The organism is Mesorhizobium sp. B2-8-9, assembly GCF_006439475.1.
Classification (GTDB): Bacteria; Pseudomonadota; Alphaproteobacteria; order Rhizobiales; family Rhizobiaceae; genus Mesorhizobium.
In genome coordinates this window covers 67726-88700 of the sequence record NZ_VFTQ01000025.1, presented here as the reverse complement: position 1 = coordinate 88700, position 20975 = coordinate 67726, and the positions used below count along the sequence as shown (strand labels likewise).

At 64.0% G+C, this 20975-nt stretch carries 19 protein-coding genes; 5 read left to right on the top strand and 14 right to left on the bottom strand.

Annotated features, from left to right (window positions below):
• Positions 1 to 3: 3 nt before the first annotated feature.
• Positions 4 to 1203: an aspartate aminotransferase family protein gene (locus FJ423_RS25110; RefSeq protein ID WP_140845698.1), complete on the bottom strand. Its 1200-nt coding sequence runs from the start codon at positions 1201 to 1203 to the stop codon at positions 4 to 6.
• A 357-nt stretch (positions 1204 to 1560) separates the two neighbouring features.
• Between FJ423_RS25110 and FJ423_RS25105 the strand changes: the two genes are divergently transcribed.
• On the top strand, positions 1561 to 2079 hold the full coding sequence (locus FJ423_RS25105; protein ID WP_095765897.1) for a GcrA family cell cycle regulator: 519 nt from the start codon (positions 1561 to 1563) through the stop codon (positions 2077 to 2079).
• Between the two features lie 143 nt (positions 2080 to 2222).
• Here FJ423_RS25105 and FJ423_RS25100 read toward each other — a convergent pair whose 3' ends face one another.
• The 3 genes from FJ423_RS25100 to FJ423_RS25090 all read right to left on the bottom strand — a co-directional run bounded on the left by FJ423_RS25100 (position 2223) and on the right by FJ423_RS25090 (position 5411).
• Positions 2223 to 3227 carry a magnesium and cobalt transport protein CorA gene (locus FJ423_RS25100; RefSeq protein ID WP_095765898.1) on the bottom strand — a complete coding sequence of 335 codons (1005 nt, stop codon included), beginning with the start codon at positions 3225 to 3227 and terminating at the stop codon, positions 2223 to 2225.
• A gap of 87 nt (positions 3228 to 3314) precedes the next feature.
• Entirely contained in the window at positions 3315 to 4037 is a 723-nt protein-coding gene (gene phoU / locus FJ423_RS25095) for a phosphate signaling complex protein PhoU (RefSeq protein ID WP_095765899.1), read from the bottom strand.
• Between the two features lie 108 nt (positions 4038 to 4145).
• Positions 4146 to 5411, bottom strand: a complete 1266-nt coding sequence (locus FJ423_RS25090; protein ID WP_140845697.1) for an ATP-binding protein — start codon at positions 5409 to 5411, stop codon at positions 4146 to 4148.
• A 185-nt stretch (positions 5412 to 5596) separates the two neighbouring features.
• On the opposite strand from FJ423_RS25090, the gene ppk2 reads away from it, so the two are divergent.
• Entirely contained in the window at positions 5597 to 6502 is a 906-nt protein-coding gene (gene ppk2 / locus FJ423_RS25085; protein WP_140845696.1) for a polyphosphate kinase 2, read from the top strand.
• 119 nt (positions 6503 to 6621) lie between these two features.
• Here the strand turns inward: ppk2 and FJ423_RS25080 are convergent, their stop codons facing one another.
• The 3 genes from FJ423_RS25080 to FJ423_RS25070 all read right to left on the bottom strand — a co-directional run bounded on the left by FJ423_RS25080 (position 6622) and on the right by FJ423_RS25070 (position 8851).
• Positions 6622 to 7371, bottom strand: a complete 750-nt coding sequence (locus FJ423_RS25080) for an enoyl-CoA hydratase-related protein (RefSeq protein ID WP_140845695.1) — start codon at positions 7369 to 7371, stop codon at positions 6622 to 6624.
• Between the two features lie 11 nt (positions 7372 to 7382).
• Positions 7383 to 8021, bottom strand: coding sequence for an acyl-homoserine-lactone synthase (locus FJ423_RS25075; RefSeq protein WP_095765902.1), 639 nt, complete (start codon positions 8019 to 8021; stop codon positions 7383 to 7385).
• A 98-nt stretch (positions 8022 to 8119) separates the two neighbouring features.
• The gene (locus tag FJ423_RS25070) at positions 8120 to 8851 is read right to left on the bottom strand and encodes a LuxR family transcriptional regulator (RefSeq protein ID WP_095765903.1); all 732 of its coding nucleotides are present in this window, start codon (positions 8849 to 8851) and stop codon (positions 8120 to 8122) included.
• 264 nt (positions 8852 to 9115) lie between these two features.
• Here FJ423_RS25070 and FJ423_RS25065 point away from each other — a divergent pair, with 264 nt between their 5' ends.
• Positions 9116 to 9952: a transporter substrate-binding domain-containing protein gene (locus tag FJ423_RS25065; protein WP_224603205.1), complete on the top strand. Its 837-nt coding sequence runs from the start codon at positions 9116 to 9118 to the stop codon at positions 9950 to 9952.
• Between the two features lie 77 nt (positions 9953 to 10029).
• Here FJ423_RS25065 and FJ423_RS25060 read toward each other — a convergent pair whose 3' ends face one another.
• A complete protein-coding gene (locus FJ423_RS25060; protein ID WP_140845694.1) occupies positions 10030 to 10443 on the bottom strand; it encodes a tellurite resistance TerB family protein in 414 nt (137 codons plus the stop codon).
• A gap of 214 nt (positions 10444 to 10657) precedes the next feature.
• On the opposite strand from FJ423_RS25060, the gene FJ423_RS25055 reads away from it, so the two are divergent.
• Positions 10658 to 12307 carry a lysine--tRNA ligase gene (locus tag FJ423_RS25055; RefSeq protein ID WP_140845693.1) on the top strand — a complete coding sequence of 550 codons (1650 nt, stop codon included), beginning with the start codon at positions 10658 to 10660 and terminating at the stop codon, positions 12305 to 12307.
• Here FJ423_RS25055 and FJ423_RS25050 read toward each other — a convergent pair.
• Positions 12270 to 13154, bottom strand: coding sequence for a thermonuclease family protein (locus tag FJ423_RS25050; protein ID WP_348642927.1), 885 nt, complete (start codon positions 13152 to 13154; stop codon positions 12270 to 12272). The two genes, FJ423_RS25055 and FJ423_RS25050, sit on opposite strands and share 38 nt — an antisense overlap.
• An 11-nt stretch (positions 13155 to 13165) precedes the next feature.
• Positions 13166 to 13807 carry a helix-turn-helix transcriptional regulator gene (locus FJ423_RS25045; protein WP_140845691.1) on the bottom strand — a complete coding sequence of 214 codons (642 nt, stop codon included), beginning with the start codon at positions 13805 to 13807 and terminating at the stop codon, positions 13166 to 13168.
• A gap of 298 nt (positions 13808 to 14105) precedes the next feature.
• Between FJ423_RS25045 and FJ423_RS25040 the strand changes: the two genes are divergently transcribed.
• Positions 14106 to 15752: a hypothetical protein gene (locus tag FJ423_RS25040; RefSeq protein WP_140845690.1), complete on the top strand. Its 1647-nt coding sequence runs from the start codon at positions 14106 to 14108 to the stop codon at positions 15750 to 15752.
• A 16-nt stretch (positions 15753 to 15768) separates the two neighbouring features.
• Here the strand turns inward: FJ423_RS25040 and FJ423_RS25035 are convergent, their stop codons facing one another.
• Genes FJ423_RS25035 through FJ423_RS25020 form a run of 4 tightly spaced genes read right to left on the bottom strand, consistent with a single transcriptional unit; the run spans position 15769 to position 20968 of the window.
• Entirely contained in the window at positions 15769 to 16311 is a 543-nt protein-coding gene (locus FJ423_RS25035; RefSeq protein ID WP_140845689.1) for a thioesterase family protein, read from the bottom strand.
• Positions 16312 to 16321: 10 nt separating this feature from the next.
• On the bottom strand, positions 16322 to 18541 hold the full coding sequence (locus FJ423_RS25030; protein WP_140845688.1) for a 3-hydroxyacyl-CoA dehydrogenase NAD-binding domain-containing protein: 2220 nt from the start codon (positions 18539 to 18541) through the stop codon (positions 16322 to 16324).
• 12 nt (positions 18542 to 18553) lie between these two features.
• Positions 18554 to 19762 carry an acetyl-CoA C-acetyltransferase gene (locus tag FJ423_RS25025; RefSeq protein ID WP_140845687.1) on the bottom strand — a complete coding sequence of 403 codons (1209 nt, stop codon included), beginning with the start codon at positions 19760 to 19762 and terminating at the stop codon, positions 18554 to 18556.
• A 33-nt stretch (positions 19763 to 19795) separates the two neighbouring features.
• The gene (locus FJ423_RS25020) at positions 19796 to 20968 is read right to left on the bottom strand and encodes an acyl-CoA dehydrogenase family protein (RefSeq protein ID WP_140845686.1); all 1173 of its coding nucleotides are present in this window, start codon (positions 20966 to 20968) and stop codon (positions 19796 to 19798) included.
• Between the last annotated feature and the right edge of the window lie 7 nt (positions 20969 to 20975).

Genomic DNA, 20975 nt, shown 5'->3' with positions numbered 1-20975 from the left:
AAATTATTTGGCGGCTTCGGCGGCAATCGCGTCGGTCAGGCGCTTGGCGCCGCCGCGAATGCGCTCCAGCGCCTCGCCGATCTCCTCGTCGGTGACGGTGAGCGGCGGCAGGAGGCGGATGACGTTGTCGCCCGCCGGCACGGCAAGCAGGTGCTGGTCGCGCAGCGCCATATTCACCTTGGCGTTGGGCATGGCGCATTTCAGGCCGAGCATAAGGCCGGTTCCCCTGATGCCCTCGATGACGTCGGGGAATTCATCGGCCACCGCCGCAAGGCCCTGCTTCAGAAGCAGCGCCTTGCGCTGCACGTCCTCGAGGAAGCCGCCGGCCAGCACCACGTCGAGCACGGCGTTGCCGACGGCCATCGCCAGCGGATTGCCGCCGAAGGTCGTGCCGTGCACGCCGGCCGTCATGCCGGTCGCCGCCTCGTCGGTGGCAAGGCAGGCGCCCATCGGGAAGCCGCCGCCGATGCCCTTGGCGATCGCCATCAGATCGGGCGTGACGCCTGACCATTCATGTGCGAACAGCTTGCCGGTGCGGCCGATGCCGCACTGGACCTCGTCGAAGATCAAAAGCAGGCCGTGCTTGTCGCAGAGTTGCCGCAGCCGCTTCAGCGATTGCGTCGGCACCGGGCGTATGCCGCCCTCGCCTTGCACCGGCTCGATCAGGATCGCCGCGGTCTCCGGCGTGATCGCCTTTTCAGCGGCGTCGATGTCGTCGAAAGCCACCTGGTCGAATCCCTCGACCTTCGGGCCGAAGCCTTCGAGGTATTTGTACTGGCCGCCGGCGGCGATCGTCGCCAGCGTGCGGCCGTGAAAGGCACCCTCGAAGGTGATGATGCGGAAGCGCTCGGGACGGCCCTTGACGAATTGATAGCGCCTGGCCGTCTTGATGGCGCATTCCAGTGCCTCGGCACCGGAATTGGTGAAGAACACCTTGTCTGCAAAGGTCGCCTCAGTCAGCCGCTCGCCCAGCCGGCGCTGTTCCGGGATCTCATAGAGGTTGGAGACGTGCCACAGCTTGGCGGCCTGCCCGGTGAGCGCCGCGACCAGATGCGGATGGCTGTGGCCCAGCGAATTCACCGCGATGCCGCCGGCGAAGTCGAGATATCGCTCGCCCTTGTCGGTGACCAGCCAGGTCCCCTCCCCACGGTCGAACGCCAGGGGTGCGCGGGCAAAGGTCTCGTAAAGCGCCGAACCGCTCATTATATGCGTCTCCGGAACCGGAAATCAAAAAAGCCGCCAATGCGGCGGCCTTTGCGGCTTATCATGTTTTTCGGCCATGAAGTCAACGAAAACGTCACGCAGAAGCGCGTGGCAAGCCCCTGACGCCACGCCGGTTCATAAGTAGGCCGGCAAGTTGGGGAAAACCGAAAAAACCGAATCGTGTTGCCCTGGGGACTCTTGTCACCGAGTCAGCGCATAAGGTATTTGTAGTCGAGAAATAACTAGATTTCGTGCGGCGGACCTAATCACCCGGTATATGTGGTGTTGTTTGCCCGGCGAGAGCCGGGGGCGGGAAAGGATTCTGACTGCCGTACGCCTCAGCAGGAGCGCGGTCTCATGAACTGGACTGACGAGCGGGTCGAACTTCTCAGGAAATTGTGGTCGGAGGGTCTGAGCGCCAGCCAGATCGCCGCACAGCTCGGCGGGGTGAGCCGCAACGCCGTCATCGGCAAGGTGCATCGCCTGAAGCTGTCGGGCCGCGGCCGCGCAACGGCCGCTCCGGCGCGCCAGAAGAAGGCGACGCAAGGCGCCTCGATGCAGAAATCGGTGACCCGCGCCGCGAGTGCCACGCGTCACGTGACCACCACCATCGGCGCCACCGCGCTGCAGGTGCAGTTCGACGCCGAGCCGGTCGCGCGCCACTACATCCGACCGGTCGAGAACGTGGTCGTGCCGATCTCGCGGCATCTGCAGCTCGTCGAGCTGACCGAACGCACCTGCAAATGGCCGAACGGCGATCCGCTGTCGGAAGACTTCAACTTCTGCGGCAACGACGCCGCCGAAACGGGACCCTATTGCAAGTATCATTCCCGGGTGGCGTTCCAGCCGGCAGGGGAGCGGCGCAGGGCGCGTTGAGCGAATAGAGAATAGCGAATAGCGAATAGCGAATAGCGAATAGAGCTGGATGGAGTTTCGCGAAGAGGGCAACTTATTTCCCCTACTCGCTACTCCCTATTCGCTACTCGCCCCCTACTCCCTTACTGCCTTACTCCCCTATTTCACAGCCATCCATTCTTCTTGAACCGCCAGTACAGGAACGCGCAGATGAGCGCGATCGCCACCAGGACGGCCGGATAGCCGTATTCCATCTTCAGTTCCGGCATGTCGGAGAAGTTCATGCCGTAGATGCCGGCGAAGGCCGTGGGCACCGCCAGGATGGCGGCCCATGAGGCGAGCTTCTTGGATATTGCGGTTTCCTGGCTCTGCCCGACCAGCAGACTGGCTTCGAAAGCGAAGGCCAGAACCTCGCGCAGCGAGTCGATCTTTTCCTGCACGGTGCGGATGTGGTCGGTCACGTCGCGAAACAGCGGATGCATGGCGGCATGTATCTGCGGCAGGTCGGCGCTTGTCAGCCGACGGCAGACCTCGACCAGCGGCAGCGCCGCATTGCGCAGCCGCAGCAGATCGCGGCGCAGCATGTAAAGCCGCTCGATATCGGAACCGGTCATCGGCTTCAGAAGCACCTTGTCCTCGATCGCCTCGACCTCGTCCTCGATCTGCTCCAGCACCGGCATGTAGTTGTCGACGATGAAGTCAAGGATAGCGTAGAGGACGAAATCCTCGCCTTTGGCGAGCGAATGCGGGCAGCTCTCCCAGTGCTGGCGCACGGCGGCGTAAGAGGTCGACGGGCCGTGCCGGACGCTGACAATATAGCCGGCGCCGACGAATAGATGCGTCTCGCCGAAAGTGACACGGCCGTCGATCAATTGCGCGGTACGGGCAACGATGAAGAGGGCGTCGCCATATTGCTCGATCTTCGGGCGCGCATGCGGATGCTCGGCATCCTCGATCGCCAAATCATGCAAGTGGAATTGCGCCTGCACCCGGAGCAGCAGGTTGCGATCGGGCTCGAGCAGGCCGATCCAGACGACATGACCGGGTTTTGCCGCCCATTCGCCGGCCTGTTCGATGGCGATGTCGGCGATGCGCTTGCCGCCCGAATAGACGCTGGAGGCAATGATGCCCGACATAGGGGCCGGGGTCAGGTTTCGAACTTGTTCCATCGCAAACCTCCCGAGACTGCGACTGACAAAATCGCTGTCCCTGGAGGAGCTTATCCTAAATCAGGAAGCCATTCGAGAGGCGGCGGTTCACTTAGCCGGCACCGGGCCGGGAAGCACGACCTTGTCGGTCTTGTCGCCTTTCGGCCGGTCGGCTGGCATCTGGTCGCCCGTGACGATGTAATAGATCGTCTCGGCGATATTGGTCGCGTGGTCGCCGATGCGCTCGATGTTCTTGGCGCAGAACAGAAGATGCGTGCAGGGCGTGATGTTGCGCGGATCTTCCATCATGTAGGTCAAGAGCTCGCGGAACAGCGAGGTGTACATGGCGTCGATCTGGTCATCCCGGTCGCGCACGAGACCAATCCTCTCGACCGAGCGCGAGGCGTAGACGTCGAGCACTTCCTTGAGCTGCGTCAGCGCCAGATTGGCAAGCGCCTCGATACCGCGGAAAAGACTATTCGGCTGGCGGCCGTCCACCGAGGCCACCCGCTTGGCGACGTTCTTGCCCAAGTCGCCGACACGCTCGATATCGGCCGAGATACGGATCGCGCCGACGATCTCGCGAAGATCCGTCGCCATCGGCTGGCGCCTGGCGATGATGATGATGGCCTTGTCGTCGATCTCGCGCTGTCCTTCGTCGAGGACGAGATCGTCCTGGATGACCTTTTGCGCGAGGCCATGGTCGACATTCACCAGGGCCGCGACCGCCTGTTCGACCATGCGCTCGGCATGGCCGCCCATCGCGGCGATGCGCTTCGACAGGAATTTCAGCTCTTCATCATAGGCACTGGCGATATGAACGGACTGCATGGATATGCCTTCCCGGCTTGTGCCGGCTGGTGCGTTCCCTCAATCCGTCGCTGATACGTGAACCGCATGACAGAAAGAAGAAAATCCCGGTTGGTAACCGATATACGATCAGCGAGCCGGCAAATGAACCGTGAACGCCGCGCCCTTGCCGACTTCCGACTTGATGGACAATCTTGCGTTATGACGGGTCAATATATGCTTGACGATCGAAAGGCCAAGCCCGGTGCCTTTCTGGGCGCGGCTGTTTTCGACATCGACGCGGTAGAAGCGCTCGGTGATGCGCGGGATGTGCTCTTCGGCAATGCCCGGACCATAATCCCTTATCGTGACGTCGAAGCCCGGCTGCTGGCCATCCTCGCCGCCGGTGACCGATACGGTGACGCGCCCGCCTGACTGGCCGTATTTGCAGGCATTCTCGAGGAGATTCTCGAAGACCTGGAACAGCTCGTCGCGATCGCCGGGGACGACTAGCGGCGCGTTGGCGAACTCCCGCTCGATGACGACGCCGTTCTCACTGGCCAGCGGCCCCAGCGAATCGATGACGCTGTCGATCGTCTGGCGAAGATCGACTTCCGTGCCCGGCCCCAGATAGGGTTTCATCTCCAACCGCGACAGTGAGAGCAGATCGTCGATCAGGCGGGCCATCCGGCCGGTCTGGTTCTGCATGATCTGCAGGAACTGGTCGCGCGCCGCCGGATCGTTGCGGGCCGGCCCGCGCAGCGTCTCGATGAAGCCGGCGATCGAGGCGAGCGGCGTGCGCAGCTCATGGCTGGCATTGGCGATGAAATCGGCCCGCATGCGGTCGATGCGGCGCGTCTCGCTTTGATCCTTGAACACCAGCACGTAAAGGCCTGTGGCATGGCCGACCGTGGACGCGCTGACCCGATATGTGCGTTCCACCGGCAGCTTTTCGGTGTAGTCGACCGCATCGGAAGCGACTTCCCCGGCAAGGATGCCGTCGAGCAGCGCCTGCATCTCCGGGGCGCGGAACTTGAGCGACAGCGACATACCGGGCGCCAGTCCGCCAAAGGCGGCGAAGGCGGCAGCGTTGGCGTGAACGATGGTGGCGGAATGGTCGAAGATGATCAGCGGGTCGGCGACCGCGGCGGCCAGATATTCGGCGGAGAGCCTCTGCAGCCCGCTGGCCTCGATCGCTGCCCCCGCATCGGCCGGCTGGCGTTCGGCATCTGCAGGCAGCATCGCCGCGGCCGCCAGCGCGGCCAGGGCTAGCAGCAGCACATAGGCGGATGCGCCGGCGAAAAAGTAAACGGCAAGGACTGCGAGAACGCCTGCGCCAAGCAGCCAACGGTTGCGCATCAGCCGCCCGGCCAAGGCTTGCCCCTTGTCGTCTTGTCCCGCGCCCGTCTCTGCCATAGGCCCGCGCCACCCCGCATCCCGTTCGACCGGTCAGCCGGCTCGCTGGACCGGCCTGACGCATGGGACCCTGGAAATCAGGATCGATTTTCGCGAAGGTTCATGCGCAAGATCAAAATGCTGCAGCGTCTTTGCGCTGCACAGGCTCCATAGCATGAGTCCGCAAACTGGAAAGGTTCGTCCGGATGAAAAAAGCCAAGGAAACGGCTGAAGCGGTGCCGGCCACGGCGCCGATCAAGATCAAGATCGGCGGCAAGGAGCGCGAGTTCGACATCGACAATCCGGTGCTGCCTGACTGGATCGAGGACAACAAGCTTACCGCCGGCGGCTATCCTTACGACAAGAAGATGAAAAGCGAGGACTACGAAAAGGAGCTCGAGGAGCTGCAGATCGAACTGGTCAAGGCGCAGGCCTGGCTACAGGCCACCGGCAAGCGGGTGATGGCGCTTTTCGAGGGCAGGGACGCGGCCGGCAAGGGCGGTACGATCTTCGTGCTGCGGCAATATATGAACCCGCGCACGGCCCGCAACGTCGCGCTGCCCAAGCCGACGCCGACCGAGGCGGGGCAATGGTATTACCAGCGCTATGTCGACCATTTCCCGGCCTCGGGCGAGTTCGTCACTTTTGACCGCTCCTGGTACAACCGCGCCGGCGTCGAGCCGGTCATGGGGTTCTGCACGCCGGAGCAGCACGAGAAATTCCTGGACGAGACGCCGCATTTCGAGCGGATGATCTGCAACGAAGGCATCCATTTCTTCAAATTCTGGCTGAATATCGGCCGCGAAACGCAGCTCGAACGGTTCCATGACCGCCGCTGGTCGCCGCTGAAGAACTGGAAGTTCTCGCCGATCGACATCGCCGGCGTCGGCAAGTGGGACGACTACACCAGGGCGCGCGACCAGATGATCGAGCGCACACATAAAGAGTTCTCGCCCTGGGTCGTCGTGCGGGCCAATGACAAGCGACGCGCCCGGCTTGCGGTGATCCAGCGTATCCTGCTTTCCCTGCCCTATGACGGAAGGGACCTCGACGCCGTCGGCAAGCCCGACAAGAAGATCATCGGCGAGGGGCCGGAATTCCTTAAAGACTAGTTGTTGTTCTTCGTCTGGAACCGCTGGCCTGCCCTACCCGCGGGGTAACGCGGTTCCGGACGAGTTACAGCGCCGCGCGCCTTTCGGCTCGCGCGGCGCTGAGGTTTCATGCCGGGCGCTCAGGCGGCCAGGCGAGCAATCCGCTGCAGCCGCTTCAGCGTGGTGTCATCCTGAAGCGCCTGCTGGAACAGCGTGATCTCGTGGTCGATGCGGTCGCACAACACGTCCGTATCTCCCTTGAGGAGGCTGCGCGTCTGCAGCAATGCCGCAACAGGCTTCTTGGCCAGCTGTTTCGCCCTCGCCAGCGTTGCTTCCTCGGCGCTGCCTTGCGTCACGATCTCGCCGACCAGGCCAAGCGCCTTGGCGTCTTCGACGCCCAGCGTATCGCCCAAGCAGAAGAAACGGAAGGCGCCGGCATAGCCGAGCTTCTGGGGCGCCAGAATGCTGGTCGCCGCGTCCGGCACCAGGCCAAAATCGACGAACGGCACCCTGAAGGTGCTGCCCCTGGAAGCGATCACCATGTCGCAATGGAACAGGATGGTGCAGCCGACGCCGACGGCATCGCCGTCGACGCAGGCAAGGACCGGCTTGGGGAAGGTCGCCAACATGCGGAACATGTCGGTGACGGCGGCGATCAGCTCTCGGTGCTTGGTGGCGTCGAGGAACTCCGAGAAGTCGCCGCCAAGGCAGAAGCACCCGGCAAGGCCGCGCAGCATGACGACGCGGACCTCGTCGTTGACCGCCGCATCGCGCAAGGTCCTGGCAAGGCTCGCATAGGCGTGCCTGTCGAGCACCGGCCGGCCGTCATGCGAGGACACGGTGACGACCAGCGTATGGCCGCGCAGTTCCGGTTCGGGATGGAAACTCATGACCGCCTCCATCACGAAGCCTGCTTGAGGCCGAGCAGACCGGGATAGCCCCGGTTCAGCACCGGCAGATGGTGGTTGCGGCGGGCCCGCACGACATCGAGCGTATGCTCGGTGAAGGTGAGCAGCGTCGCCACGACCTGCTGGTTGCCATAGGTGCGCTGGTAACCGAGCGGCGTCGCCAGGAAGTGCAGTTGCAGGGCGCGCAGCACCCACATCGGCTCGAACTCGATGATGACCTGGTTGACGTTGCGCTTCAGGCCCCATTCGACGAAGCCGGCGATCAGCTCGGTGCCGACCGTCGAGACGCCGCGTTTGCCGTCGCGAAAACCGGGAGCCACCGCGTAGCGGGTCAGTTCCCACACATTCGGCCCCGAAGGGGACGGTCCTTCGCAGAGATCCGACAGAACATCCGTCAGAAGATGCGGCCGTGTGGTCGGCAGCATGCGCTGGTAACCAGCCAGTTCGCCGTTGCGGATGACGAGGTGGTGTTCGGCCTCGTCATGATCGAACTGGTCGATCTCGAGCTGGTCCGGACGGTCGAGATCGGTCCAACCCATCTCCTCGACGAAGATCTTGTAGCGCAAGCGATGGACCGCCTCCCAAAGGTCGGGGCGTTCCATCAGTTCCTGAGTGGTAAGGGCAAAGAGCATTAGCCGTCTCCTGGGCTTAAGAGGAAGATACGGCCGTGATGTCCCTTAAAATATTGCGCGAAGGCGCAGGCAAGAATTTCCAGGTCGGCACGGCCGACCTAGCTAATATAACCGCGCCTAATCGCCTCCGCGACCGCCTGTACCCGGTTGGCTGCCCCGAGTTTGCTCTTGGCGTTAAGAAGGTGTTTCTCGGAAGTGTGTTCCGAGATGCCGAGGATTTGCGAGATCTCCCATTCGGACTTGCCGACGGCGGCCCATTGCAGGCACTCCCGCTCACGCGCCGTCAATTCTATGTGATCGATGACGCTGTCGGCCTTGGTGTGCAGTTGCATGGCGCGGCCGATCGCATAGGTCGACGCGAGCGAGACCATTCCGAATTCCGCATCCGACAGTTCAACGGATTCGCCGCCCAGCGAGACCATCACGATCTGGCCGTCGAGCGTGACCAGCGGAAACGCCAGGCCGTCGCGCAGCTTGAACTCGCGCGCGTCGCCCATGACTTCGTCGCTGTTCTTGTCGATCAGGGCGTTCTTGGAAGCGTCCCGCCATTGGAACGGCGCCTGAAGCTGCTTCATGTGGCTGACGACCGGGTCGTGGTCGACATAGTTGCGCGCCACATAGCGCTCCAGCCATTCGCCGGGCCAATCGCAAAGCATCACATGCTGTTTCTGCCGGCCGCGCGGCGTGCCCGGCTGCGGCACGGTTCCCGCCATCAGTGCGGTCAGGCCGAAGCTCGAGGTGATGCCGAGCAGCCTCTCGCAGACCGCGGCCGCGGTGCCAGCATGCTGCAACTGGTCTATGTATTCCAGCGTTCTGTCGAACAGGCCCATCGCAACATCTACCCCATGTTGCTTCTGCTTTTTCATTACCGACGGTAGATGCCCGAACCCCCCTTCGTCATCAACCCCCGCGTCGCAATCTCCTCAGCAAAACCGGCAGCTTCCCCCTTCCGGCACGCAAGGTCACTTGCACACGTGCTAAAGCATACGCTGAATTTGGCGGCTTGAAATCAAAAACCGTTGTGCCTGCCCCCCTTTTCATACGAAAAGCCAAGAAAGCTGTCTGGGCGGAGCCTTATCGTGAAATTGCGGTGGATATTTCTGGCCCTGATATCGGCACTGACCGGCGCGCTGCCCCTTGCCGGACCGACTCAGGCGGCGGAGCCGCAGGTGCCGGTGCTGTGGGACGCCAAGGAACGGCTGCCGAAGCCCGATCTTTCCGCGCTGCCGCGGCTCAGATTCCTCACCACCACCGATTTTCCGCCGTTCAACTTCCTCGACGGCGCCGGCCGCCTGTCGGGTTTCCACATCGATCTGGCGCGGGCGATCTGCGCGGAACTGGGCGTCGCCGAAAAATGCCAGGTCCAGGCTTTGCCGTGGAACGAATTGGACGATGCTCTCCAGAAAGGCGAAGGCGAGGCGATCATCGCCGGCATCGCCGCGACGCCGGACAGCCGCGAGAAATACGCCTTCTCGCGCTCCTACATGCAATTCCCGGCGCGCTTCATCATGCCCAAGGCGAAGGCCTTCGGCGAGCCGATCCTCGACAAGCTGCGCAGCAAGCGGGTCGGCGTCGTCGCCGGCTCGGCGCATGAGAAAATGCTGCGGGACTACTTTAACACCGTGCAGGTGGTGACCTTCGACACACCGGAAGACCTCTATGCCGACCTCAAGGCCGGCAAGGTCGACGCCGCCTTCGGCGATGGCATGCGCTTTGCTTTCTGGCTGGGCGGCTCGGACGCCGCCGGCTGCTGCCGCTTCGCCGGCGGTCCGTATCTGGCGCCGGAATATCTGGGCTCGGGCATGGCGATCGCCACCCGCAAGAACGACACAGCGCTTGCCGCCGCCTTCGACTACGCGCTGCAGGAAATCTCGATCAAGGGCACCTTCGCCGAGTTTTACCTGCGCTATTTCCCGGTGAGTTTTTTCTAACCGGTTATTCAGCAATTCCGAACAGAAGGCGCGGCGAAGTCGCCGAGCCTAACCGCTCAGACTTTTCCTGGATTGCTTCATGTCAGCGAGCGCAAGCGCGCCTTGGCCGCGCGGGCGATCGCGGCGACGGTCAGCGTGTCGAGGTCGAGCTTGAGGCGGATGAGCTGGAGGACGCGCACTTCCTCCATGCGCATTTCGAGATCGACGGCGGCAACCTCGAAAGCAGCCGCATAAGCGGTGTCGCGCAGCCGCTCCGGCAGCGCCTCGGCGACGCGCGCCAGCACGCCTTCCAGCCCGTCCTTCTCATGCAGCGCCTTCTGACACGCCTGCGCCACTGCAACCAGCCTGTCCTGGTTGAAGTCGACGAACACCGGCCAGGAGCGGACGACGTCGCCGATCCGCTGCAGCTCGACATCGGTCATGTCGCGATCGGAGGCCGATGTGATGACCATCAGGTGGATCAGGGCTTCGTGCGGCGTCAATGAAGGCATTCAAAACTCCTGAAGGCGGCGCGCATGTCATCTTTCCAAAACCGTGACACACTTTTGGATGACATGCACTGGATGATGGGCCCGAACGTAGGAGCGCTATCGCGGCGTCGCAAGGAAAAGCGCCGCAAATCGTTGACGCTCCAGCCTGTCACGCCTAGAGACCGGTCGACAAAACCTTATCCGCCGCGAAGACGGCCATGACTGGAACTTTGACATGACGGGATCAAACATCATCGATCTCACTCCCGAGATGCTTGCCGCGGCGGCCGAGAGCAAGGCCTGGCCGTTCGAGGAAGCGAAAAAAGTCATCGCCCGCTACAAGGGCAAGGACTTTCCCGAGACCGTCCTGTTCGAGACCGGCTATGGCCCGTCCGGCCTGCCGCATATCGGCACCTTCGGCGAGGTGGCGCGCACGACCATGGTGCGGCATGCCTTCCGGGTGCTGACGCAAGATAAGGTCAAGACCAAGCTTCTGTGCTTCTCCGACGACATGGACGGCATGCGCAAGATCCCGGAGAGCGTGCCGGACCGCGCCGCGCTTGAGCCCTATCTGCATATGCCGCTTACCTCGGTGCCCAATCCGTTCGGCGGCGACTATGCGAGCTTCGCCGACCACAATAATGCGATGCTGTGCCGCTTCCTCGATACGTTCGGCTTCGACTACGAGTTCGCCAGCGCGACGCAGTACTACAAGGCCGGCCGTTTCGACGAGGTGCTGCTGCGCGCCGCCGAACGCTATGACGAGATCATGGGCGTGATGCTGCCGACGCTCGGGCCGGAGCGCCAGGCGACCTATAGCCCGTTCCTGCCGATCTCGCCGAAGAGCGGCCGCGTGCTCTACGTGCCGATGATAAATGTCGACGCAAAGGCCGGCACCATCACCTTCGACGACGAAGGCACCGAGACGACGCTGCCTGTCACCGGCGGCCGTGTGAAGCTGCAATGGAAGCCGGATTTCGGCATGCGCTGGGCGGCGCTCGGCGTCGATTTCGAGATGTTCGGCAAGGACCACCAGACCAACGCGGCGATCTACGACCGCATCTGCAACATCCTCGGCGGACGCGCGCCGGAGCATTTCGTCTACGAGCTGTTCCTCGACGAGGAAGGCCAGAAGATCTCGAAGTCGAAGGGCAACGGCCTCACCATCGACGAATGGCTGACCTACGCGCCGACGGAGAGCCTCGGCCTCTACATGTATCAGCGGCCGCGGCAGGCGAAGAAGCTCTATTTCGACGTCATCCCGAAGGCGGTGGACGAGTATTACGCTTTCCTTGGCGCTTATCCGCGCCAGGACTGGAAGGAGCGGCTCGGCAACCCGGTCTGGCACATGCATGACGGCAATCCGCCGGCCATCGACCTGCCGGTGCCCTTCGCGCTGCTGCTCAACCTGGTCAGCGCCTCCAATGCGCATGACAAGGCGGTGCTGTGGGGCTTCATCTCGCGGCATGCGCCGGGCGTGACGCCGAAGACGCATCCGGAGCTCGACCGGCTGACCGGCTATGCGATCCGCTATTTCGACGACTTCGTGAAGCCGACCAAGGTCTACCGCGCCGCCGACGAGGTGGAGCGCGAGGCGCTGGCCAAGCTCTCCGACGCGCTCGGCGCGCTGCCGCAGGGCGCCGACGGCGAAGCGATCCAGAACGCCGCGCTCAATGTCGCGCGTAAGATCGAGCGCTACCAGGATCATTCCAAGCAGAGCCCGGAAGGCGGACCCGGCGTGTCGGTCGCCTTCTTCCAGATGATCTACCAGGTGCTGATCGGCCAGGAACGCGGGCCGCGCTTTGGTTCCTTCGCGGCGCTTTACGGCATCGCCGAAACACGCGCGCTCATTGAGCGGGCGCTGGCTGGTCAACTGGCGGCGTAACCGCGCCGCCATCGGCCGGCAGGATCGAATCCGGCGCGACCGGCGCCGGCCCTGACGCGGCCGGCAGCGCCGGTAGGCCGTCAAGCTTCGGCGCCGGGCCGAAAATACCTTTCCTTGCGGCGCGGGCCTTGTCCCCGGCCTCGACATAGGGACCGCCTTGCGCCGCGCGTGCCCAGCCATTCTCGACCAACCACTGGCCGATGTCCTGGTTGCCGATATGGCATTCGGCGGTAATGATGTCGCGACCGCCGTCCGGCGGCACCGTGCAGGCGACCGCACGGCCACGCAGGAAGGCGCGGAAGGCTGTTCTGGCGCGCGTGCCGCAGGCCCAGCTCTTGCCCGCGTCGCTACAGGTTTCGTCGGCTTTGACGACGTCCACGCCGGACACGGCGACCGCGTAGCCCTTCGACTCGATGAGCCCGGCGGCGGTGGCGACCGGCTGGAACAATTTTGTGCCGTTCCAATCGCCTGGCATCTTCGTTTTGGGCGGCTTGGGCGGCCCGGCCAGCGCCAGATCACTGAGCGGCGCGCGCGGTTCCACCCGTTCGAGTTCCTGGTCCGACAGGTCCGGCGGCGCCACGACGTCGGGATCGATGGCCCTCGAATGAGCGGCAGGCTTCAGTGGGCGCGGAGCGGCCGGCGCCGGGATGGCCGAGGTCGCGGGCTCTTGCGCGGCATCAGAAGCGGAAGGGGTGTCGCCGCCGGTGGGAAGCGCATCGGCGATGGGATCGATCTGATCGACCGTGATGCCGCTTTCGTGGCCCTTGACCGTGCGTCCGCCGGCAACAACGAGAGCCGCCATCACGGGAAGTGCCAGAATCGTCAGAGCTGTTTGAAGAAGCCGCACCGGCCCCTGCCCTACTGGCTCGCCCAGACGATGCGCGCCATCCATTCGATGTCGCGCGTCGGAATGTCACGGTCCGGATGGGCAGGGTTGAGCGAAACCAGCACGATCGATTTCACCGTTTGCCGGTCGAGCACCTTGGCCATCACCTCGCCGGCGGTGGTCTTGACGACGACACGGTCGCCCTTGCGCGTCGGCGCGCCCGGTTCGACGATCAGCACATCGCCATTGCGGTAGAGCGGCAGCATGGAATCGCCCTGCACCTGCAGCGCGTAGGACGTCTCGGTCGCCCGCGCCGGAAGCTCGACCAGATCCCAGCCCTGCCCTGCCGGATAGCCGGCATCGTCGAAGAAGCCTCCCGCGCCGGCCTGGGCGAAACCAAGCAACGGAACGGCGCTGCGCTGTTGGGCTATGGCGGCGCCGCCGCGCCCTTCGACCAGTCCGGTGAATTCCTCGAGCGACGCGCCGGTGGCCTCGATGATCTTGGCCAGCGATTCGGTCGAGGGCCAGCGCGGCCGGCCATCGGAAGACAGGCGCTTCGACTTGTTGAAGGCCGTCGAATCGAGGCCCGCGCGCCGGGCAAGACCGGAAGCCGATAGCGAATAGCGCTCGGCGAGAGCGTCAATGGCGGCCCATACGCGGTCGTGTGAGAGCACGCGCGCTCTCCTTCAAACAGGAAAAAATGCCTCAAGCCTGTCTAGCGCGCGACCACACCATTGTCCACCGGTAGCGGCGGACCGGGATGGAAAGTGATACGCAGTCGCGCAAATGGGCAAGGTCGATATCGGGCGTCCGGTTGACCCCGGCGACCGAATGAATTTATGGTTGACCTGCGGTGCAAGCCGTCTCCGGGTCCGCGGGAAGGGTTGAACCCACTTGCTTCGATGAGCTGACAGCTAAACCTTTGTGCAGCCGGATTTGCGGACCTTCGGCGAAGAACGCACGGAGGTTTTCATGAACCAACTCCCCAACCGCCCGAATCTCGACCTGTTGAAGAAACAAGCCAAGGACCTGCTCGCGGCCTACCGGCGCGGTGAGCCGGACGCGCTCGCCCGCTTTCGCGAAAGCTTGCCTTTGGCGCTGGGCAAGGATGATCCGGCAATCGCCGCGCTCGGCCTTCGCCTGCATGACGCCCAGTCCTGCCTGGCGCGCGAATATGGCTTCCCATCCTGGCGCGACCTCGGCAGCTTCGTCAGCGTGCAGCGTGCCTATGGCGCCGACCGCGCCTCCTCGTTCCGTAATTGGGCGGGGCTCGTCTATGCCGGAGACATCAGCGGCAGCACCGACCGCGCGAGCCCGGCGGCCGCAGCACGCATGTTCGAGGAACATCCCGGCCTCATACGGGGCGACGCATATCTGGCCTGCGCGGTTGGCGACGAAGCAGTCCTGCGGAAGGCGATGAAGCGGGACGCCGGCTGGGTCAACCGCCCCGGAGGCCCATTGAACCTGCCGCCGCTGGTGGCCGTGACCCATTCGAGCCTGGTACGGCTGCCACGCTTTCGCGACGCGCTTCACGCTGCCGCTAGGTTGCTGCTCGAAGCCGGCGCCGATCCGAACCAGGCAGTGGGCAGCCGCTGGCCACCGGCCTCGCTGGAGCAGCCTTCGGACGAATACAGGCTCTCGGCGCTGCATGGCGCGGCCGGGCAGAACCACGATCCTGAGATGACAAAGCTGCTGCTCGACGCTGGCGCCAATCCGAATGACGGCGAGTCGCTCTACCATTCGCTCGAGAATCCGGCCTGCACCCGGCTTCTGCTTGCGGCCGGCGGTCGTGTCACCGGCTCCAATGCGCTTTATCGCGTTCTGGATCTCGACAGCCTGGAGGCGTTGAACCTGCTGCTCGCCGCGCCGGACGCCGATCCGAACGAACCGGCTCGAAGCCAGCCGACCTCCGATTGGGGCAGGCCGTTGTTGTGGGCGATCCGGCGGCGGCGCTCGCCGGCGCATATTGAAGCGCTGCTTGCGGCGGGCGCCGACCCGTCGGCGCGAACGCCCGAAGGTGTGAGTGCCTATCAGCTTGCGCTGCGGTTCGGGTTGCCGGATGTCGCCGCGCGGCTGCGGCAATCAGGTGACGAAGGTCCATTTCTGGACGACGAGCAATTCATCGCCGCCTGCGCGACCGGCGACGAGACGGCGGCGCGGATAATCAAGGCCCGCCGGCCCGACCTGCCGGATTCGCTGTCGGACCAGCAATTGCGCCTCTTGCCCGAACTCGCCGCACAGGGCGGCCGCGACGCGGTGAAGGCGATGGTCAGGCTCGGCTGGCCGATCGCCCGGCGCGGCGGCGACTGGGACGCCTCGGCGCTGAACCATGCCGTCTTTCGCGGCGATGCCGACCTTACCCGTTTCCTGCTCGAACACGGCGCGGACTGGAAAGAACGGCATGGCTTCGGCGGCGATGTGCGTGGGACGCTCGGCTGGGCGTCGGTCAACGAGCCTGAACCCGGCGGCGACTGGCTGGGCTGCGCCGAGGTTCTGGTCCGACACGGGATGTCTTCCGGGCGACCGGATCCCCGAGGGACGCGGGCCGTCGCCTTCGAAGATGGGCCGATGGTCTTTTCGGATGAGGTGACCGACTTTCTGCTCGGCAGGGCGGGCTGATCGCTTCGAAGCGCGATCAGGCCGCCTTGGCCTGTTCGCGAAAATTCCGGTGCGAAAGCATGAAGGCCCGCTCGGATTCAGTCGACGGGCGTGGAGTGGCGGCGTGGCCGAGCGCCGCAACGACCTCGTCGATGTCAAGGAAGTGGCGGCGGCCGCGGTCATAGACGCCGCCGGCGGTCAGGATCAGCGCCGCGGTCTCGCCGCCATCGAGCACGAAACGGTGCCTGCCGATGACGGACGTGCCTTCCCAGGTCTCGATGGACGAGACCACCTCGAAGCGGCGCCACAGCCTGATCTCGCGCACATAGGCGACCTGCAGTCCGCCGATCATCGGCGCCCAGCCATTCCTGCGCGCAAGCGCGATCAACCCGATGCGCAGGAAAATGTCGATGCGGCCAAGATCGGCCAGCATCATGTAGCGGGCGTTGTTGAGATGCAGGTTGAAGTCGATGTCGGTCGGCAGACAGCGAAAGGCCAGCCGGTTTTCGTCGCCGACCCTGTAGGGGCCACGGCTCGACGCCGTGGCCATGGTGCGGGCCATTCGCCCCCAGACATACATCTTGGGTTGATCAGGCCGCCTCTCGGACCTCGCCCTTCCGGTAAGGGTCGAAGCGCTCGTAGAAGGTCTCGCCCTTCTCGGCCATGTCGAGCAGAAGCTTCGGCGCCTTGAACTCGGCGCCATACTTCTTCTGCAGCCCCTTGGCGATCTTGACGAAACGCTTGGCGCCGATGCTGTCGATGTAGGACAGCGCGCCGCCGGTAAAGGGAGCGAAGCCGAAGGCAAGGATCGAGCCGACATCGGCCTCGCGCGGATCGGTGACGATGCCTTCTTCCATCACCCGCGCCGCTTCCAGCGCGATGGTCACCAAGAGGCGCTGCTTCAGCTCCTCATAATCGACCTTTTCGGGCTTCAGCTGCGGATAGAGATCCTTCAGGCCCGGCCACAGCTTCTTCTTCGCCGGCTTCGCCGGATAATCGTAGAAACCCTTGCCGTTCTTACGGCCGAAGCGGCCATGCGTGTCGACCATGGTGTTGATCAGCGCCATCTGTCTGGGGTCGACGGCCTTGTCGCCCAGATCCCTGATGGTCTGTTTCATGATCTTCTGAGCGAGGTCGACGGCCGTCTCGTCGGTCAGCGCCAGCGGGCCAACAGGCATGCCGGCGGCCTTGGCGGCGTTCTCGATCATCGGCGCCGGAACGCCCTCGATCAGCATCTTGTAGGCTTCCGACATGTAGCGCAGCACGCAGCGGTTGACGTAGAAGCCGCGCGTGTCGTTGACGACGATCGGCGTCTTCTTGATGGCGCGCACGAAGTCGAAGGCGACCGCCAAGGCCTTGTCGCCCGTCTTCTTGCCGAGGATGATCTCGACCAGCATCATCTTGTCGACCGGCGAGAAGAAGTGGATGCCGATGAAGTTCTTGGGCCGCGCCGAATTCTTCGCCAGGGCGGTGATCGGTATGGTGGACGTGTTGGAAGCGAAGATTGCCGACGATTTCAGCACCGCTTCGGCCTTCTCCGTGGCTTCCTTTTTGACGCTCGAATCCTCGAAGACCGCTTCGACGACGAGATCGCAGCCGGCAAGGTCGGCATAGTCCGCCGTCGGGGTGATCAACGACAGAAGCTTGTCCTTGTCCTCGGGTTTGGCGCGGCCCTTCTTGACCTGATCGGCCATCAGGCCGTCGGAATGCGCCTTGCCCTTCTCGGCCGACGGCAGATCGCGGTCGAGCAGCACCACGGGAATGCCGGCTCGTGCGGTGACATAGGCGATGCCGGCACCCATGAAGCCGGCGCCGAGGACGCCGATCTTCTTGAACTTGGTCTCCGGTACGTTGGCCGGCCGGCGCGCGCCCTTGTTCAGCTCCTGCAGCGAGACGAACAGAGAGCGGATCATGGCCGCTGCTTCCTTCGACTGCATGATCTCGGTGAAATAGCGCTGCTCGATCCTGAGCGCCGTGTCGAAGGGCACCAGCAGGCCTTCATAGACGCATTTCAGGATCGCTGCCGCGGCAGGATAATTGCCGTAGGTCTCGCGACGCAGGATGGCGATCGCCGGCGGCCAGAGATTGGCGCCGGCCGCCGAATAGATCGGGCCGCCCGGCAGCTTGAAGCCCTTCTCGTCCCAGGGCGCCACCGGTTTCAGGCCGTTCCGGATCATCGCCTTGGCGGCCTCGATGAGTTTCGAGGGCTCGGCGATCTCGTGGATCAGGCCCATCGCCTTCGCCTTTTGCGGCGCCAGGTTCTGCCCGGTGGTCAGCATCTGTAGCGCCTGCTGCTGGTCGGTCAGCCGCGGCACGCGCTGGGTGCCGCCGGCACCGGGGAAGATGCCGATCTTCACCTCGGGCAGCGCCATCTTCACCTTGTCGGAATCGGCGGCGACGCGGCCGTGGCAGGCGAGCGACATCTCGAAGGCACCGCCCATGCAGGTGCCGTTGATCGCCGACACCCAAGGCTTGCCGCAGGTCTCGATCTTGCGGAAAAGACCGGTCATATAGCCGGCATTGTCGAACAGCGCCTTGGTCGCCTTCTCGAGATCATTCTCCTTGTCGGCGGCGAAAGTGGCCAGCATCTTCTGCAGCATGGTGATGTCGGCGCCGCCGGAGAAAGAGTCCTTGCCCGAGGTGATGACCGCGCCCTTGACGGCGGCATCGCCGGCCACATGATCGACGATGGCGTTCAGCTCGCGCATCACCTCCTCGGTGAAGACGTTCATCGAGCGGTCCGGCATGTCCCAGGTGATCAGCGCGATGCCGTCGGCGTCCACGTCGAGGGTGAAATTGGTGTAGCTCATCTCTTCTCTCCCTCAGACGCGTTCGATGATGGTGGCGGTGCCCATGCCGGCGCCGATGCAGAGCGTGACCAGCGCGGTGTTGAGGTCGCGGCGCTCCAGCTCGTCCAGCACCGTGCCCAGGATCATGGCGCCGGTGGCGCCGAGCGGATGGCCCATGGCGATCGCCCCGCCATTGACGTTAATCTGGTCGTGCGGGATGTCGAAAGCCTGCATGTAGCGCAGCACGACCGAAGCGAAGGCCTCATTGAGCTCGAACAGGTCGATGTCCGACTGCTTCATCTTGGCGCGCTTCAGGAGCTTCTCGGTGACGTCGACCGGACCGGTCAGCATCAGCACCGGTTCCGAGCCGATATTGGCGAAGGCGCGGATGCGCGCGCGCGGCTTCAGTCCCATCGCCTTGCCGGCCTTCTTGGAACCGAGCAGAACGGCGGCGGCGCCATCGACGATGCCCGAGGAATTGCCGGCATGGTGGACGTGGTTGACCTCCTCTACCTCGGGATGCTTCTGCACGGCGACCGCGTCGAAGCCGCCCATCTCGCCGGGCATGACGAAGGACGGGTTGAGCGAAGCCAGCGACTGCATGTCGGTCGTGGGCCGCATGTGCTCGTCATGATCGAGGATGGTGAGACCGTTCTGGTCCTTGATCGGGATCACCGAATTCTTGAAACGGCCCTCGCCCCAGGCCTTGGCCGCGCGCTTCTGACTCTCGACCGCATAGGCGTCGACGTCGTCGCGGGAAAAACCGTATTTGGTGGCGATCAGGTCGGCCGAGATGCCCTGCGGCACGAACCAGCCGGGCAGGCCGACGGAAGGGTCCATGAACCAGGCGCCGCCGGACATGCCCATGCCGACGCGGGACATGGATTCGACGCCGCCGGCGATGACGATCTCGTCCGCTCCTTGCGCGATCTTGGCGGCGCCGAAATTGATGGCGTCGAGGCCCGAGGCGCAGAAGCGCGATATCTGCATGCCGGGCGCCGAGGTCGCATAGCCGGCCTCGAAGGCGGCCGCGCGCGGAATGACGGAGCCCGCCTCGCCGACCGGATCGACACAGCCGAAGATGATGTCGTCGACATTGCCGGTGTCGAGCCCGTTGCGGTCGCGCAGCGCCTCGAGCGTCCTGGCGGCGAGCCGCACCGCCGGCACCTCGTGCAGCGAGCCATCCTTCTTGCCCTTGCCGCGCGGCGTGCGCACGGCGTCATAGACGTAAGCCTCAGTCATTTTCGTGCTCCTTGGCTTTGCCGGCCGCCGCGCTCAGAGAGAGCGCCCGATCAGCAATTTCATGATTTCGTTGGTGCCGCCGTAGATGCGCTGGACGCGGGCGTCGCGGTACATGCGGGCGATCGGATATTCATTCATGTAGCCATAGCCGCCGTGCAGCTGAAGGCACTCGTCGACGACCTTACCCTGCAGATCGCTGAGCCAGTATTTGGCCATCGAGGCGGTCACCGGGTCGAGACCGCCGTCGATATGGCGGGCGACGCAGTCATTGTAGAAGACGCGGCCGATCGTGGCCTCGGTCTTCAACTCGGCCAGCTTGAACTGGGTGTTCTGGAAATCGATGACCGCCTTGCCGAAGGCCTTGCGTTCCTTGACGTAGTCGATGGTCAGCGCCAGCGCCCGCTCGATCATGGCGATCGCCCCGGTGCCGATCTGCAGCCGCTCCTGCGGCAATTGCTGCATCAGCTGGACGAAGCCCTTGCCTTCCTCGTCGCCAAGCAGGTTGGAGGTCGGCACGCGCACGTCGTTGAAGAACAGCTCGGATGTGTCGTTCGACTTCAGCCCGATCTTGTCGAGGTTGCGGCCGCGCTCGAAGCCCTCCACCTCATCGGTCTCGACGACGATCAGCGACGTGCCCTTGGCGCCCTTGTCCGGATCTGTCTTGGTGACGACGATGATCAGGTTGGCGAGCTGGCCATTGGTGATGAAGGTCTTGGAGCCGCTGATCTTGTAATGGTTGCCGTCCTTCTCGGCGCGGGTCTTGACGCCCTGCAGGTCAGAGCCGGCGCCGGGCTCCGTCATGGCGATGGCGCCGATCAGCTCGCCGGTCGCGAGCTTGGGCAACCATTTCTGCTTCTGCTCTTCGGAACCGTAATGCAGGATGTAGGGTGCTACGATCGAATTGTGCAGGCCGATGCCGAAGCCGTCGACGCCGACATGGCCGATCGCCTCGATGATGGCGCTCTCATGCGCGAAGGTGCCGCCCGAGCCGCCGTATTGCTCCGGCATGGAAGCGCAGAGCAGGCCCGCTGCTCCCGCCTTCAGCCAGCTCTCGCGGTCGAACATCTCGTTCTTCTCGAACTCGTCGTAACGCGGCGCGATCTCCTCGGCCATGAAGCGCGAGGCCATATCGTAGAGCATGCCGACCTCGTCCGCCGCCCAGGCGGGCTTCGGAAGACCAAGAATTTCGGCTGGATTTGTCGCCACGATTTCC